The organism is Barnesiella sp. An22, from assembly GCF_002159975.1.
Lineage (GTDB): Bacteria > Bacteroidota > Bacteroidia > Bacteroidales > Barnesiellaceae > Barnesiella > Barnesiella merdigallinarum.
The window spans coordinates 67,647-82,914 of sequence record NZ_NFJR01000004.1; the positions used below are offsets into that span (position 1 = coordinate 67,647).

Genomic DNA, 15,268 nt, shown 5'->3' on the forward strand with positions numbered 1-15,268 from the left:
TAACTTTGGGGCATGAAGTTGTTTCACATCCATAAGCGATTCCTCCTGATGATGAATGCCATCTCCATTCTGGTGGCATTCCTCATGCACCTGCCCGAGCTGATTGCGCTCTCCGAGCCCGAGGCGGGCAGCCGCCTCTTCCCCGATGTACATTGGGCCAACGTCAGTTATGAGATACTGTTTACCTATCTCTCTACCGTGCTGCTGTTCTTCCTGAATATCGGGATGATGAGGCTCAACAAGCCGGCGGCCGAGTTGAGCTGGCGGCGGGTGGCGGTGACCTTTGTCGTTACGCTGGTAGCCTGTAATCTGTTGGGCAAAGGTTTTGTTTATGCCCATGAACATTTCGGAGTCCCGGCCATCACGGCCATGTTGCATCACTACCTGCATCCGTTGCGCGACATACTCATTGCCTGTATCGTTACGGGCACCAGTTATTTGGACCACCAGAGTCGACGCAGCCAGCGCATGTTGCTCGAGAACGAACAGTTGCGCACCGAAAATCTCGTCAACCAGTACGAGGCCTTGAAGAGCCAGCTCAACCCGCACATGCTCTTCAACTCGCTCAACACGCTCTATTCGCTCATTCGGGAGTCGCCCGACAAGGCGCAGAACTATCTGCAGGAGCTCTCGCGGGTGATGCGCTACACGCTGCACGACAACCAGACGCACACCGTCACCCTGCGGGAGGAGATGGACTTCGTGCAGTCGTACATCTATCTGCTGCAGATGCGCTATGAGGATAACCTGCACTTCGACATCGACATCCCGCAGGCCTTGATGCAGCGGCAAGTGCCGCTGATGGCGGTGCAGATGCTGGTCGAGAATGCGGTGAAACACAACGAAATCAGCAACCGCAACCCGCTCACCATACGCATCGGTGCCGAGGGCGACGGACTGTGTGTGAGCAACCGCCTGCAACCCAAACTGACCGACAGCAGCAGTACCTGCATCGGGCTGGCCAACCTCTCCAAGCGCTACCGCTTGCTTTTCGGGCGCGACATCACCATCGAGGAGAGCGAGAAAAACTTTAAAGTAACTTTGCCGTTGATATGAAGACCTTGATTATAGAAGACGAAAAAGCGGCCCTGCGCAACCTGAAGGCGGCCATGAAAGAGGTCGATGCCGAGTTTGACATCGTAGGCGAGACCGACAGTGTGACCGGTGCGCTGGAGTGGTTTGCCGCTCATCCCATGCCCGAGCTGGTATTCATGGATATACACCTGGCCGACGGGTCGGCTTTCGGTACCTTCGAGCATATCGACATCACCTGTCCCATCATCTTTACCACCGCCTACGACGAGTATGCCTTGCAGGCTTTCCGGGTGAACAGCATCGCCTATCTGTTGAAACCCATCGGCAGCGGCGACCTGCAGAAGGCCATCGACAAACTGAAGATGCTGGGCGGCACCCCGCAACCGGCTGCCGACCTGCAGGCGGTGATGCGGGCCTTGAAGCGGGAGGAGAGTTACAAAACCCACTTCCTGGTCCCCGTCAAGGGCGACCGCTTCGTGCCCGTGAGCGTGGAGCAAATCAGCTATTTCTATATCGATGGCGGTTCGGTCAAGGCCGTGATGCAGTCGGGCGAGACGTTCGACTTTCAGCAAACTCTCGACGAGTTGGCCGAACAGCTCAACCCCCGCCACTTTTTCAGGGCCAACCGGCAATACATCATTGCCCACAAGGCCGTTACCGGCGTGAGCCTCTGGTTTGGCGGGCGCATGGTGCTGCAACTCACACCCCCTACGACCGAGAAGGTCATCATCAGCAAGGCCCGTGTGCCAGCTTTCAGAGATTGGTTTTAAGCGGGAGAGTTCTCGTTGTCATCCTCCTCTTCCTCCTCTTTGGGGGTGGGTTTCACCACCCAGGCACTGATTTCGTAGAGAGCATAGAGCGGGATGAATACGACCGAAAGGGTAAAGGGATCGCTCGAGGGGGTGATAAAGGCGGCCAGAATGAGCAGAATGACGATGGCGTGGCGGCGGTAAGTCTTGAAGAATTGCCGCGAGATGAGTCCCATGTTCGAGAGCAGCCAGCAGAGGAGCGGCAACTCGAAGACCAACCCCATGACGAAGTTGAGCGTAAGGAAGTTGTTCATGTAAGAGTCGAGCGAAATCTGGTTGGGCACCATTTCGCTCACCTGATACTCGGCCAGGAACCTCAGGGTGAGGGGGAATACCAGAAAATAGCCGACGGCAATACCGATGAAAAACATGATGTTCCCGGCCAGGAAGGCACCCCGGGCGTGACGTTTCTCGCCCGCATAGAGTCCGGGACTGATGAAAGTCCACAGTTCATAGATGATGTAAGGAAAAGCCACCAGCAGGGCAAGCCACATGGAGGTGCTCATGTGGATGAAGAACTGCGAAGCCAGTTGTATGTTGATGAGTTTGACCTCGAACTGGTCGTTGCAAAAGTCGGGCAGGATGGCCGTGTGCTGGTTGAGTGCGCAGAGCCACCGGTACAGAATGAAGTCGGAGTGGCAGGGAGCCAGAATAATGCTGTCGAAGATATAGGGCATGAGTGCAAAGAAGACGATGGCCAGCACGACGATAGCTCCGACCGAACGCAAGATAACCTTACGCAGGTCTTCGACGTGTTCCCAAAAACTCATCTCTTTCAGTTCGTTGCTCATACAAATACAACAGTTCGGCCTGCAGTGTGAGAACCGCACGGCGACAAAGTTCGATTTTTACCGATGTGCCCGACGGGTAGTAGCAAAGCCGTCGTATTTATTTGTTTCCCTCCTTGGGCAGTTCTTTGGTCTTCTCTTTGCTGTCGGGGGCGGGAGTGGAGTTTATTTCGTCTTCGATTTCGTTCATGCCCTTTTTGAAACTGCGAACGCCTTTGCCCAGACCGTGCATCAGTTCGGGTATCTTTTTACCGCCGAACAGGAGCAGAATCACAATAAAAATAATGATTACCTCGGTTGTTCCCAAGTTCCCAAAAAGTAACAGTATCGCAGAGAGTGTATTCATTTTTGTATACCAGTTTAGTGTTTACGGAACAAAATAAGAAAGAATATTTGTATAATACAACAAATCCATATCAAAATTGATTAACACATCGGCTCACGAATAGGTTCGGTTGCAGAGGTAGATTTCGTTGGTGGTACAATCTGTCTCCCGGCACATGGCTGTTGTCGGGGTTAGGCGCGACGTAATTCTTTTGCATGGAGGTGGGTAGGATGTCTGTTTACGATTATTCTCCCGGTTAAAAATGATATTGATATGTAAAAGTTTGCTCATCCTGATAAATTGATTTAACTTTGCAACGATTTTGGAATAAGGAAAAATTTCCGTAATTAAAAACAATAGAAATGAAAGCATTTGTATTTCCCGGACAAGGGGCCCAATTCGTAGGCATGGGTAAAGACCTCTACGAGAACAACCCCGTAGCCAAAGAGATGTTTGATAAGGCCAACGAGATATTGGGTTTCAATATCACCGACCTGATGTTTAACGGTACCGACGAGGACCTGCGCCAAACCAAGGTTACTCAGCCGGCCATCTTCCTGCACTCGGTCATTCTGGCCAAGACGATGGGCGATGCCTTCGACCCCGACATGGTTGCCGGTCACTCGCTGGGTGAGTTCTCGGCTCTGGTAGCTGCCGGTGCTCTCTCGTTTGAAGACGGTGTACGTCTGGTTTCGGCTCGTGCTCAGGCCATGCAGAAGGCTTGCGAAGCTCATCCCTCTACGATGGCTGCCATCATTGCCCTGCCGGATGCGAAAGTAGAAGAAATCTGCGCATCGGTAGCCGCCGAAGGCGAAGTTTGTGTAGCCGCCAACTACAACTGCCCGGGACAGATTGTGATTTCGGGTAGCATTGAAGGTATCAACAAGGCTTGCGAACTGATGAAAGCCGCCGGCGCCAAACGTGCCCTCCCGCTGAAAGTGGGCGGTGCTTTCCACTCGCCGCTGATGGAGCCCGCTCGTGCCGAATTGGCCGACGCTATCGCTCACACCAACTTCCACACGCCCAAGTGCCCCGTTTATCAAAACGTGAACGCTCAACCGCAGACCGACCCCGATGAGATCAAGAAGAACCTGATCGCTCAGTTGACCGCTCCCGTACGTTGGACGCAATCGGTTCAAAACATGATTGCTGCCGGTGCCGATACCTTCATCGAGGTAGGTCCCGGTGCCGTACTGCAAGGTTTGGTAAAGAAGATTTCGTCGGAAGTAACCACTTCGGGTGTACAGTAAAAGTAAACGACATATATCGAGGTAAACGAGAGGCGATGACCCACGGGGTTGTCGCCTCTTTTGTTTGTTTTAGGATGAGAAGCGTTTGCGAATCAGTCGGTTCAGAGGTTGCTCGATATACTGATGTGCGATATAAGCCGTGGCGATGCTCACAGCAAGGGCAATGAAAAATTCGATAGTGAGCGAGACCTCGAGATGCAGATGTCGCAGCCCGATTTTTACGCATTGTATCACCAGGTAGTGAAACAGATAGAAGGCGAAACTGATTTCTCCCAGTTTGACACATACGGGGTGGGAGAGCAGTCGCGACAAGGCTCCGCGGTGAAAGTAGAAGGAGGCAATGAGCAATCCCATGGGCAACCAGTACCACACGCTGCGGCGAAAGGATACCGGGATAAAGAAGGCCGTGCAGTAGGCCACGATAATTAGGAGCAGGGCTAGCCATTCGAGTTGGGTATAGCGACCTTGTAGCGGAAGGTACGATTCCCATCGGTGGCAGAGGTTGTAGAGTGCAATGCCCAGCACAAAGTCGAAGATGCGGAAAAGGGGATTGATGTAGAGCGTCCAATGTTCCCATAGATTGTTTCGTAACAGATAGGCCGAAAGCACGATGGCCAGCCCCAACCCTACCCACATGGTCTGGGCTTCCCTCCGTCGGTTACGGAAGGTTGAGAAAATAATTACGGGAAAAAGGGCGTAGAAGAAGGCTTCGTCGGAGAGGCTCCAACTCACCGAGTTGAACAGAAACTCTTGTCCCGGAATGAAACTTTGCAGCAGCAGAATGTTGAGTGCCAGTTCTCCAAAATCGCTTGCCGATGGGTGGGTAAAGAAGCGCAAGAGGAAGAGCGATACCAGCAGAGCCAGTAGGTGCAGCGGGTAGATGCGAGCTATCCGTGCTACATAGAACGAGCGTACGGTCACCGTGCCACTTATGAGTCGCTGTTGGTAGGTATAAGCCAGAATGAAACCGCTCAACATGAAAAAGAAACTCACTCCGGCATATCCCTCTCGGAAGATGTGCCACAAAAATCCCGGAGCCTCGTGTGGGAAGAGGTTTTTATGGCTCATGAATACCAGGAAGGCAAACACGAAACGCAGTGAGGTGAGAGGTTTAATCATGAGTTTTTTTTGAATGATACAAAAATAGTAAAAGGCGAGGGTGAGACAAATGAAAAATTGTATTTTCGTTTGCCTCTGCTCTCACCTTTTTCTATCTTTGTACAGCTAAAAAGTAAGATATGAATATCTTCGAAGATTTTCTGGCAACGATTTCAGACACAGAGGTGACAGCCACCTCGGCCGTATTCAAGCTGGCGCTGAGTCTGTTGCTGGGTGGTATCGTCGGTTTTGAGCGGAAGCGCAAGGGCCAGGTGGCCGGAGCCCGCACCTTTGCCCTGATTTCGATGGGGGCGACGCTGGCGATGATTGTGTCGATTTATATTCCACAAGTCTATTTGGGTTTGAAAAACGGCGACCCCGGCCGGGTGGCTGCGCAGGTGATTACGGGTGTGGGTTTCCTGGGTGCCGGTGCCATAATCCAGACCAAGGGTTCGGTGCGGGGATTGACTACCGCCGCGGGCATCTGGATGGTGGCCGCTCTGGGTCTGGCCGTGGGGGTAGGGCTCTACTGGGTTGCCGTCATCTCTACGGTGCTTATCCTGTTTACGCTGGTGAGCCTCGAGCAGTACGAGCGGCATGCCAAACTCGATTGGGAGGGGCGCATCATCCACCTGCGTGCCGGCGAGATTGTGGAAGATCTGGAACGCTATAAACAGTTGCTGGGGCAATACAACGTGGCCCTGCACAACGTGCTGGTCGAGTATGACTACGGGGGGCAGAAGACCGACCTGAAGTTTGTCGTGCTGGCTCGTTCGACGACCGATTTTGTCTCGCTCTTTGCCCGCATGCGTAATCTCTATCGAACCGAATATATTTCTCTTCAAAACGAAATTTGATTATGGGAGGATTGGATTCACTCATTACCGATTTGGCTCTCATCTTGATTGTCGCCGGGGTAGTGACCTTGCTGTTTAAGAAACTGAAGCAGCCCGTTGTTCTGGGTTATATTGTCGCTGGTTTTCTGGTGGGGCCCAATTTCGGTTTTTTCCCGACGATTGTCGATGAGGCCGACATTAACCTGTGGGCCGAACTGGGTATTATCGTACTCTTGTTTTCGCTGGGGTTGGAGTTTAGTTTCAAGAAGTTGTTCCAGGTGGGTTCGTCGGCCGTAATTACGGCGTTGGTCGTGGTGGCGGGCATGATGCTCGTGGGCTACGGAGCCGGGCGGTTGCTGCACTTTACCTATCTCGACAGTGTATTTCTGGGCGCCATGCTCTCCATGTCGTCCACGACGATTATCATCAAGGCTTTCACCGATTTGAACCTTCGGAAGAAAGCCTTTGCCAATTTGGTATTCGGTGTGCTCATCGTCGAGGACTTGTTTGCCGTGGTGATGATGGTGATTCTCTCGTCGATTGCGGTGAAAAACTCTTTTGAGGGTGCCGAACTGATCGAGAGCATTGCCAAGCTGGTATTCTTCCTCATCATCTGGTTTGTGGTGGGGGTTGCCGTGCTGCCGCTCTTCCTGAAGAAGGCCTGCCGGTTCCTGAACGACGAGACGCTGCTGGTTGTCTCGATGGGCCTCTGCCTGGGTATGGTGGTGCTGGCTACCTACGTGGGCTTTTCGTCGGCACTGGGTGCCTTCGTCATGGGCTCGATTCTGGCGGGGACCAACGAGGCCGAGCGCATCGGCAAGGTGGTGGGCCCGGTCAAAGACCTCTTCGGCGCCATCTTTTTCGTGTCGGTGGGCATGCTTGTGAGTCCCGATGCCTTGAGCCAATATGCCCTGCCCATCTGCCTGCTGTCGCTGGTGGTTATCGTGGGGCAGGTATTCTTCGGCACGGTGGGTATGCTGGCCTCGGGCCAGTCGCTCAAAATCGCGATGCAGTCGGGTTTCAGCTTCTCGCAAATCGGCGAGTTTGCCTTTATCATCGCCTCGCTGGGTATGTCGTTGAATGTGATTGACAAGTTTCTTTACCCCATTGTGGTAGCCGTCTCGGTCATCACCACCTTCCTCACCCCCTACTGCATACGCTTGGCCGACCCGGCCTATGGGTGGGTAGAGCGTCATCTGCCCGAAAAATGGCTTACGGCCATCGACCGGTACAGCCAGAGCCGAACCGAAATCAAGCCTCACAAGGCGGTGTGGAAAGAGGCGCTTACCCAATACCTGTGGCGGGTCGTGCTCTACTCGGCCATCATTGTGGCTATTATACTTATTTCGAAATCGTGGTTCATGCCTCTCATGCTCGATATTCTGCCCGACTGGGGACGGGCTATTGCCGCTGTGGTGACACTGGTAGCGATGTCGCCCTTCCTGTGGGCTCTCATGGTGAAAGAGGTAAACATGAGCCTTATCCGAAAACTGGGCGAGGGACGGGCCAACCGGGTACCGCTCACGCTGATGATTGTCTTCCGCATCCTGCTGGCTCTCTTCTTCGTCATCTATTACCTCTCGAGCGTACACTCGCAACGCACCGGGGTACTGTTGGGGTTGGGTATCTTTATCGTGGTGCTCATCTTGCTGTCGAAGCGTATTCAGAAGCAGTTCATGCGCATCGAGACCATCTTTATGGACAATCTCAACGAGCGCGAGTTGCGCAAGACCGGCCGCAACACCAGCTTGGTGAGCGACATGCACCTGGCCTATATGGACGTGAATGCCGATTGTCCTTTTGCCGGCCGTCGGCTCATGGACTCGAACCTGCGCAAGGAGTATGGCGTGAACGTGGTGAGTATCCAGCGCGGAACGAAACGCATCAACATACCCAAGGGCGAGACCCGCATCTTCCCCGGCGACACCATCGGGGTAATCGGTACCGACGACCAGATACAGTCGTTGCTCGCCGTAGTCGAGGGCAGTGCCTCGACCGACGACGAGAGCGAAGCCAAGGAGGTGACCTTCACCCATGTGGTGGTGCCCGACGATTCGCCCCTGATCGGGCAGACCAGTTCGTCGCTCAACATCCGCAACCAGAACAACTGCCTCATTGTGGGCATCGAGCGGGCCGACGGTACCTTCCACCAGCCCGACGGTCAAATCCGTTTCGAGGCTCACGACGTCATCTGGCTGGCCGGCGAGCCCGACAACATCAAGCAACTGACACGCGAAAAGATTATGAACAACCATATACAACACACATAAAGACCTACGATTATGCAGGAAAAGATTATTATTCTCGATTTCGGATCCCAGTACACTCAGCTTATCGCCCGCCGCTTGCGGGAGCTGAATACCTACTGCGAAATCTTGCCCTACAACAAGTTCCCCTATGGCGACGAGGGCATCAAGGGTGTGATTCTCTCGGGAAGTCCCTATTCGGTGAACGACCCTCAGGCACTCTTTGTGGATTTGAGCCGTATCCGCGGTGTCTATCCCGTGCTCGGCGTCTGCTACGGAGCGCAGTTCCTGGCCCACACCTCGGGCGGTAAGGTCGAGTCGGCCGATACCCGCGAATACGGGCGCGCCAATCTGGCCTGGCACGACGACAGCGACCCCCTCATGCACGGCATGCGCGAGAACTCTACGGTGTGGATGTCGCACGGCGACTCCATCACGGTCATCCCCCCGTCGTTCAAACTCGTGGCCAGCACCCACGAGGTGAAGACCGCCGCCTTCCACATCGAGGGCGAGCAGACCTGGGGCGTACAGTTCCACCCCGAGGTATACCACAGCGAAGACGGTACCCTGTTGCTCACCAACTTCGTGCGCGACATCTGCCACTGCAACATGGACTGGACTCCCGCCTCGTTCATCGAACACACGGTGGCCCAGTTGCAAGAGAAGCTGGGCAACGACAAGGTGGTGCTGGCCCTCTCGGGCGGTGTCGATTCGACCGTAGCCGCCGTACTGCTCAACAAGGCTATCGGCAGCCGCCTCACCTGTATCTTTGTCGATAACGGGTTGTTGCGCAAGAACGAGTTCGAGAGCGTGCTGGCCAACTACAAGGATATGGGCCTCAACGTGCTGGGCATCGATGCCAAGGAGTATTTCTACGAACAGCTCAAAGGGGTAACCGACCCCGAGAAGAAGCGCAAGATTATCGGCAAGGGCTTCATCGACATCTTTGACCGCGAGGCTCGCAAGCTCACCGACATCAAGTGGCTGGCTCAAGGTACCATCTATCCCGACGTGATCGAGTCGCTCTCGATTACCGGCATGACCATCAAGTCGCACCACAACGTGGGCGGTCTGCCCGAGAAGATGAACCTGAAGCTGGTAGAGCCCCTGCGCCTGCTCTTCAAGGACGAAGTTCGTCGCGTGGGCCGCGAGCTGGGCATCAGCAACAAGCTCATCGGGCGTCACCCCTTCCCCGGTCCCGGTCTGGGTGTGCGCATCCTGGGCGACATCACTCCCGAGAAGGTGCGCATTCTGCAAGATGCCGACCACATCTTCATCCAGGGCCTTATCGACAACGACCTCTACGACAAGGTTTGGCAGGCCGGTGTGATACTGTTGCCGGTACAGTCGGTAGGCGTGATGGGCGACGAGCGCACCTACGAGCGTGCCGTAGCCTTGCGTGCCGTGCTCTCGACCGACGGCATGACGGCCGACTGGGCCCGTCTGCCCTACGAGTTCCTGGCCAAGGTGTCGAACGACATCATCAACAAGGTGCGCGGCGTGAACCGCGTAGTCTACGACATCAGCTCCAAACCGCCTTCGACAATCGAGTGGGAGTAAGAGAGGATAGGTAAATATACAGAGAGAGGTTGCGCTTTTCCCACGGCGCAATCTCTCTTTTTAATACTTTTATAAAATCTAAGAGCTACTATGGCAATCACCTTTGGTAGTTTCTATTGTGATTCGTAGAATGAATTGATTTTTTACGATGGTAGAAATTTAATTATTGATGCAAATTAAAATTTCGTTTTAATCTATTATAAAGGAATAATACCATCCTGAGAGTTGCAAATAACATCTCTCTTCTCCACTTCCATCATCCCACCAATTTGCGAGTGATAATCTAATTAATGTACCTGCTGAAATTTTATTAACTGGCTTTTCATAGCCGACATATTTAATTCGGATGTTATTATTATAAATATAGTAATGTTTTTCCCATTGTTCACTATGAATTAGATCTTTATCTGCAATCCAAAATTGGGTGCTAAAAGATGGTACATTATCATGGCTTATAAAATTCTTCGTCCCATAGAATTTTAAACATCCTTCAAAAATTAAATTGATAGGACCTTTTACAATTCTATTTCCAGAAAGATTATTTTTAATAAAGAGAGCAATGCTCCCAAATAGTCTATTTATTTTACGGATTGGTCTTACTTGTCTGTCTTCTGTATGAGGCTTTGGACGAGCATTCCAAGCTTGTTCAACTTCCATTTCCCATCTATCACCTATTTCATAAGGGGCATCTAGTGGCAGATTGCCTCCATTTTCGTCATGAATGCGTATTAATTCATAAGAGTCTTCATCAATGCCTCCTACACAGACTCCATTTTTCATTCGTGTTTTCGATACTATTAGAATTGTAGACATAATTAATTATAAATTTATTATTTCTATACCTCCAAATTCTTTTGATAATCTTTTTGCAACTAATGAACGATGACAGGCCTTGGCTTGTTCTTCGACACAAAAAAATAGGACATTTTTTATTCCTTTTTTTTGTAATTCATTTATAAAGGTTTCCATATTAAATTTGTTTAATATCTGTTCGCAATATTCATTTATGAATACTTCGCCTAATATCGTACGTTGTTTTTTTGTCTCATTGTTAAGTTTATCAGCATCTTTTTGTTTTTGTCGAATTTCTTTTGTTGGTGCTAACTCTTTAATATAAATATAGGGAATTTTTAATTCTGATAATTTAGATTGTAGATAGTTACTATTTACATATTTATATTGTGCACCCCGAATTCCTCTGCGCTGACGAATATCGCAAAATAAACTAATATTATTTTGAACTAATTTCCCGAAAAAGCTTTGTTCTGTTGTTTGATAAACACCAATTGTATATATTTTAAATGTATCCATCTTCAATGTATTGATTTTTGTCTTTATAAGATTTGCAAGATTTAAAATATGGTGGTTCACAAATTTCGAAAAGATTGCCATTTGGTGTCCATTCTCCATTAGTTAACATTGTCATAATAGAAACCTGTGTAATATATTTATTCATGTCTATAATGTGATACATGTTTATGTTGTGGCTAAAAAATAGTTCTCTTCCTATCAATTTAGTTCGGTGACATTGAGACGGGTCTGTTTCAGTACACATAATTGCAGCACATATTTTTTTATTATTAGCTATTACAAGTCGATTTAACCCTTTTTGAAACAGAGGATCTTGTGCCATTTTTTTATAATCGAAAAAGCCATCAATGTCATAGCATAATTCATTTTGAGGTTTTCCTCCGAGAGAATCCCCCATATATATATATATGATGTCTGGCATTAACCATGTTTCAATAGTACCTTGATTAAAATGGGGAGCCCATTTAGAATAAGGATTAGTTCTTACATCAATGAGATATTTTATATTGAAACATTTTAATTCGGTAATAAATTCTTCCCGAGTTTTATGTCCATGTCCAATTGAATATAATGTAGTTTCGCCGTACATTTGAAATTAGATTTATTCTGTATTCAAATATAGTGAGACTTAACTATATAAACAAGCAATATTAAGTTTTATCTTTGAAGAATTTTATTAAGATATTTTTAAATAAAAACGGGGCCGATTCCTGGGCAGGAAGTCGGTCCCGTTTCGTATTATGAAGAAAGATTGAATTGCTCTATTTCTTCTCGGTAAGGACAAACCGGATGGTGCCGGCGTTGACCAAATCGTCGTGCGAGATGAAGCGGCCTTTGAGGCGCTTGCCGTTGACCTCGATGTGGTCGACATAGATGGCCTCGGCCGAGGGGCGCTCACACTCGATGACCAGCGTGTCGTGCTTGTAGTAGCGCGGGTCGAGGTGCAGGGTGATGCGGTCGAACGTGGGGGCCGTGAGGGTGTAGCGGGGGATGCCCGGACAGTCGGGGTAGAGGCCCATCATGCTGAATACGGCCCAGGCCGACATGGTACCGGTGTCGTCGTTGCCGGGGATACCGTCGGGCTGGTTCTTGAAGTGCTTTTTCAAGAGCACGTTCACCAGCGAGTCGGTGCGCCACTCTTGTCCCTTGACTTGTGCGAAGAGGTAGGGGTAGGTGATGTCGGGTTCGTTGGCGGGGTCATAGAGGTTTTCGTCGAAGACCTTGCGCAGCTTGTCGGCAAATTTCTTTTCGCCTCCCATGATTCGTTTCAGCCCGTCGATGTCGTGCGGAATATAGAACGTGTAGTTCCAGGCGTTACCCTCGTGGAACCCGGGTGAAGGCTCGAAGTTGATACCCTGCATGGGGTCGAAGGGGGAGTAGAACTTGCCGTCGGGCAAGATGGGACGCAGCGTGCCATATTCCTTGCAGTAGTAGCGTTTGTAGCCCAGCGAGCGGTCGGCAAAGAGCTTGGCATCCTCCTTGTGGCCCAGGTCGGCGGCAAAGCGCGATAGGGCAAAGTCGGCCAGATAGTATTCGAGGGCGTGCGATACCGAGTTGTCGAACTGTTCGCGCAGGGGCACATAGCCCAGGGCCAGGTAGTCGTCGTTGTCGGTGCGCAGGATATTCTCGCTGCTCGGGGCGGTGGCCGATTTCACCATGGCCCGGTAGGCCGTTTCGGCGTCGAATCCCTTCAGGCCGCGCAGCCAGGTATCGGCCAGCATGATGGTGGCCGGGTCGCCCGACATGGTGAGGGTCTCGTTGCCGTAGAGCTCCCAGCGGGGCAGCCAGCCGCACTCGTTGTACATGTCGATGAGGGTCTGTGCCATATCGAGCTGCATCTGCGGATAGACGAGGGTGAAGAAGGGGTGCACGTTGCGGAAGGTATCCCACAGCGAGAATACCGTGTAGCGGTTGTGCGGGGTGGTGAGTATCTGCTGGCTCTCCATGGCGGGGTATTGCCCGTTGACATCCTGCAGGATGTTGGGGTGGATGAGCATGTGATAGAGGGCGGTGTAGAAGATGGTCTTCTGTTCGTCGGTGCCCCCCTCGACCTCGACGCTCGAGAGTATGTCGTTCCACTGCCGGCGGGCGTCGTGGGCCACCTGGTCGAACCGGAATCCCTGTTGTTCCCGGTCGAGGTTCTCGCGGGCGTTGGCCGTGCTCACGAACGATACGCCTATCTGCACCTGTATCTGCTCGCCCGGCTGGGTGTTGTAGGTGAAGAATAGACCAATGTCGTCGCCCGACATCTCCTTGGTGTAGCGCGAGTAGATTTTGTATTTGCCGTTATCGGGGTCCCACTCGGCCTCTACGCCGGTCATGGGGCGCTGTTTCTTCCAGTAGCCCGACTGCAGGGGCTTCTTGTCGACCCGAATCACGAAGTAGATGGGGAATACTCCCTGGCGGTTGTAGTAGCAGAAGCCGCCCAGCAGCTTGCAGCCTTCGTACTCGGTGTCGCTCACCTTGCGCACGGTGGCGCCGCTCTCGTTGGTGAGCCCTTCGCCCAGGTTCAGGAGCACGTGGCTCTCGCCGCCGGGGTAGGTGAAGCGGGCAATCGAGCTGCGCATCGTGGCGCTCACCTCGGTGTCGATGCCGTAGCGGGTGAGGCGGTTGGCATAGTAGCCGGGGTGCGCCTCCTCCTGGGTGTATTCACTGCCGTACTGCTTGTAGTCGACACACAGCTCGCCGCTGGTGGGCATGAGCAGCAGGGAGCCCAGGTCGGGGCAGCCCACACCGCTGAGGTTCACGTGCGAGAATCCGGTGAAGAAGCGGTTGTGATACTCGTAGGGGGTAGACCACCAGCGGGCATCCTTGTCGTAGACGTTGAGGTCGGACCCCATGACGTTGAAGGGGGTGACCGACATCAGCCCGTTGGGACAGAGGGCCCCGGGGTTGGTGGTACCGAAGTTGGTGGTACCGATAAAGGGGTTTATATAAGCGACAGGCTCGCCTGCCCCTGCCGGGACGGAAGAGACTGCCGTTAAGATACCCGCAATGATGAGATTGCGTATGTTCATAATACAGAGTTGTTTTTGGTAAACTCGAGGATTTCCGAAATGTATCCGAAGGCCAGACCTACCACCGTATCGGCCGCACCGTAGTACACGGCTACGCGGTCGCCGTCGGTGAGGGCTGCGCAGGGGAATACGACGTTGGGCACATCGCCTTGCAGCTCGTAGGGAGCGGCGGGGGCGAGCAGGTAGGGACGCGTGCGGTAGAGCAGTTTCGAGGGGTCGTCCTTGTCGAGGATGGCGGCACCCATCGAGTAGCGGAATCCGTTGCAGGTGGTGATGACACCGTGGTAGAAGAGCAACCATCCCTCGTCGGTGAGGATGGGGATGGGGCCGGCACCTACCTTGGTGCATTGCCAGGCACTCTCGGGGAAGGGAGTGGGCGAGAGCACGTGACGGTGTTCGCCCCAGTATTTCATGTCGGGGCTATAGCTGATGTAGATATCGCCGAAGGGGGTGTGGCCGCTGTCGCTGGGGCGGCTCAGCAGGGCATACTTGCCGTTGATCTTCTGGGGGAAGAGCACGCCGTTGCGGTTGAAGGGCAGCAGGGCGTTTTCGCACTGGAAGAACTCCTTGAAGTCGAAGGTGTAGCCTACGCCGATGGTGGGGCCGTAGTAGCCGTTGCACCAGGTAATCCAGTAGCGGTCTTCGATCCAGGTCACGCGCGGGTCGTATTTGTATTCCGACTCAATCATATCGGTGTTGCCCGGTTTGAATTGGATGGGCTCGTGCTCGATGTCCCAGTGGATACCGTCTTTGCTGAATCCGGCGAAGATGTTCATCTGTACGGCCCGGTTGTCGCAGCGGAATACCCCGGCAAAGCCGTCGCCGAAAGGCACTACGGCACTGTTGAAAATACTGTTCGAGGTGGGGATATGGTAACGATCGATTACCGGATTTTGCGAATAACGCCACATAACCTCCGAGCATCCTGCCGGACGGTCTTCCCAAGGCATAGCCATTTTGTTGCTCATATTGACTTCTTTTTGTTTTTGATTT

The 15,268-nt window shown here is 52.3% G+C and carries 14 protein-coding genes; 6 read left to right on the top strand and 8 right to left on the bottom strand.

Annotated elements, in window-relative coordinates; translation table 11 throughout:
• Positions 1-12 precede the first annotated feature (12 nt).
• Both B5F38_RS05700 and B5F38_RS05705 read left to right on the top strand, forming a co-directional pair.
• Entirely contained in the window at positions 13-1,056 is a 1,044-nt protein-coding gene (locus B5F38_RS05700; RefSeq protein ID WP_087408341.1) for a histidine kinase, read from the top strand.
• On the top strand, positions 1,053-1,805 hold the full coding sequence (locus tag B5F38_RS05705; protein WP_087408342.1) for a LytTR family DNA-binding domain-containing protein: 753 nt from the start codon (positions 1,053-1,055) through the stop codon (positions 1,803-1,805). Before B5F38_RS05700 ends, B5F38_RS05705 begins: the two co-directional genes overlap by 4 nt.
• On the opposite strand, the gene tatC is transcribed toward B5F38_RS05705, so the two are convergent.
• The gene (gene tatC, locus B5F38_RS05710) at positions 1,802-2,635 is read right to left on the bottom strand and encodes a twin-arginine translocase subunit TatC (protein ID WP_087408343.1); all 834 of its coding nucleotides are present in this window, start codon (positions 2,633-2,635) and stop codon (positions 1,802-1,804) included. The genes B5F38_RS05705 and tatC overlap by 4 nt on opposite strands.
• A 97-nt stretch (positions 2,636-2,732) precedes the next feature.
• Positions 2,733-2,978 (bottom strand): twin-arginine translocase TatA/TatE family subunit, encoded by a 246-nt coding sequence (gene tatA, locus B5F38_RS05715; RefSeq protein ID WP_087408344.1) that lies wholly within the window; start codon positions 2,976-2,978, stop codon positions 2,733-2,735.
• A gap of 341 nt (positions 2,979-3,319) precedes the next feature.
• Here tatA and fabD point away from each other — a divergent pair, with 341 nt between their 5' ends.
• A complete protein-coding gene (gene fabD / locus B5F38_RS05720) occupies positions 3,320-4,207 on the top strand; it encodes an ACP S-malonyltransferase (RefSeq protein ID WP_087408345.1) in 888 nt (295 codons plus the stop codon).
• A gap of 69 nt (positions 4,208-4,276) precedes the next feature.
• Here the strand turns inward: fabD and B5F38_RS05725 are convergent, their stop codons facing one another.
• Positions 4,277-5,326 carry an acyltransferase gene (locus B5F38_RS05725; RefSeq protein ID WP_087408346.1) on the bottom strand — a complete coding sequence of 350 codons (1,050 nt, stop codon included), beginning with the start codon at positions 5,324-5,326 and terminating at the stop codon, positions 4,277-4,279.
• Between the two features lie 119 nt (positions 5,327-5,445).
• Here B5F38_RS05725 and B5F38_RS05730 point away from each other — a divergent pair, with 119 nt between their 5' ends.
• Genes B5F38_RS05730 through guaA form a run of 3 tightly spaced genes read left to right on the top strand, consistent with a single transcriptional unit; the run spans position 5,446 to position 9,947 of the window.
• Positions 5,446-6,162 carry an MgtC/SapB family protein gene (locus B5F38_RS05730; protein ID WP_087408347.1) on the top strand — a complete coding sequence of 239 codons (717 nt, stop codon included), beginning with the start codon at positions 5,446-5,448 and terminating at the stop codon, positions 6,160-6,162.
• Between the two features lie 2 nt (positions 6,163-6,164).
• Positions 6,165-8,411 (top strand): cation:proton antiporter, encoded by a 2,247-nt coding sequence (locus B5F38_RS05735; protein WP_087408348.1) that lies wholly within the window; start codon positions 6,165-6,167, stop codon positions 8,409-8,411.
• Positions 8,412-8,423: 12 nt separating this feature from the next.
• The gene (gene guaA / locus B5F38_RS05740) at positions 8,424-9,947 is read left to right on the top strand and encodes a glutamine-hydrolyzing GMP synthase (protein WP_087408349.1); all 1,524 of its coding nucleotides are present in this window, start codon (positions 8,424-8,426) and stop codon (positions 9,945-9,947) included.
• Between the two features lie 189 nt (positions 9,948-10,136).
• Here the strand turns inward: guaA and B5F38_RS05745 are convergent, their stop codons facing one another.
• The 5 genes from B5F38_RS05745 to B5F38_RS05765 form a co-directional block, all read right to left on the bottom strand.
• On the bottom strand, positions 10,137-10,727 hold the full coding sequence (locus B5F38_RS05745) for a hypothetical protein (protein WP_087408350.1): 591 nt from the start codon (positions 10,725-10,727) through the stop codon (positions 10,137-10,139).
• Positions 10,728-10,766: 39 nt separating this feature from the next.
• Positions 10,767-11,258: a DUF488 domain-containing protein gene (locus tag B5F38_RS05750; RefSeq protein ID WP_158096846.1), complete on the bottom strand. Its 492-nt coding sequence runs from the start codon at positions 11,256-11,258 to the stop codon at positions 10,767-10,769.
• Positions 11,245-11,847, bottom strand: a complete 603-nt coding sequence (locus B5F38_RS05755; protein WP_087408352.1) for a DUF488 domain-containing protein — start codon at positions 11,845-11,847, stop codon at positions 11,245-11,247. The genes B5F38_RS05750 and B5F38_RS05755 overlap by 14 nt, the downstream gene beginning before the upstream one ends.
• A 172-nt stretch (positions 11,848-12,019) precedes the next feature.
• On the bottom strand, positions 12,020-14,275 hold the full coding sequence (locus B5F38_RS05760) for a GH92 family glycosyl hydrolase (protein ID WP_087408353.1): 2,256 nt from the start codon (positions 14,273-14,275) through the stop codon (positions 12,020-12,022).
• Positions 14,272-15,243: a glycoside hydrolase family 130 protein gene (locus B5F38_RS05765; RefSeq protein ID WP_087408485.1), complete on the bottom strand. Its 972-nt coding sequence runs from the start codon at positions 15,241-15,243 to the stop codon at positions 14,272-14,274. The genes B5F38_RS05760 and B5F38_RS05765 overlap by 4 nt, the downstream gene beginning before the upstream one ends.
• Between the last annotated feature and the right edge of the window lie 25 nt (positions 15,244-15,268).

Bases quoted from the DNA above. Each gene is read 5' to 3' on its own strand.
- B5F38_RS05700 (WP_087408341.1), top strand. From the start codon at position 13: ATGAAGTTGTTTCACATCCATAAGCGATTCCTCCTGATGATGAATGCC.
- B5F38_RS05705 (WP_087408342.1), top strand. From the start codon at position 1,053: ATGAAGACCTTGATTATAGAAGACGAAAAAGCGGCCCTGCGCAACCTG.
- tatC (WP_087408343.1), bottom strand. From the start codon at position 2,635: ATGAGCAACGAACTGAAAGAGATGAGTTTTTGGGAACACGTCGAAGAC.
- tatA (WP_087408344.1), bottom strand. From the start codon at position 2,978: ATGAATACACTCTCTGCGATACTGTTACTTTTTGGGAACTTGGGAACA.
- fabD (WP_087408345.1), top strand. From the start codon at position 3,320: ATGAAAGCATTTGTATTTCCCGGACAAGGGGCCCAATTCGTAGGCATG.
- B5F38_RS05725 (WP_087408346.1), bottom strand. From the start codon at position 5,326: ATGATTAAACCTCTCACCTCACTGCGTTTCGTGTTTGCCTTCCTGGTA.
- B5F38_RS05730 (WP_087408347.1), top strand. From the start codon at position 5,446: ATGAATATCTTCGAAGATTTTCTGGCAACGATTTCAGACACAGAGGTG.
- B5F38_RS05735 (WP_087408348.1), top strand. From the start codon at position 6,165: ATGGGAGGATTGGATTCACTCATTACCGATTTGGCTCTCATCTTGATT.
- guaA (WP_087408349.1), top strand. From the start codon at position 8,424: ATGCAGGAAAAGATTATTATTCTCGATTTCGGATCCCAGTACACTCAG.
- B5F38_RS05745 (WP_087408350.1), bottom strand. From the start codon at position 10,727: ATGAAAAATGGAGTCTGTGTAGGAGGCATTGATGAAGACTCTTATGAA.
- B5F38_RS05750 (WP_158096846.1), bottom strand. From the start codon at position 11,258: ATGGATACATTTAAAATATATACAATTGGTGTTTATCAAACAACAGAA.
- B5F38_RS05755 (WP_087408352.1), bottom strand. From the start codon at position 11,847: ATGTACGGCGAAACTACATTATATTCAATTGGACATGGACATAAAACT.
- B5F38_RS05760 (WP_087408353.1), bottom strand. From the start codon at position 14,275: ATGAACATACGCAATCTCATCATTGCGGGTATCTTAACGGCAGTCTCT.
- B5F38_RS05765 (WP_087408485.1), bottom strand. From the start codon at position 15,243: ATGAGCAACAAAATGGCTATGCCTTGGGAAGACCGTCCGGCAGGATGC.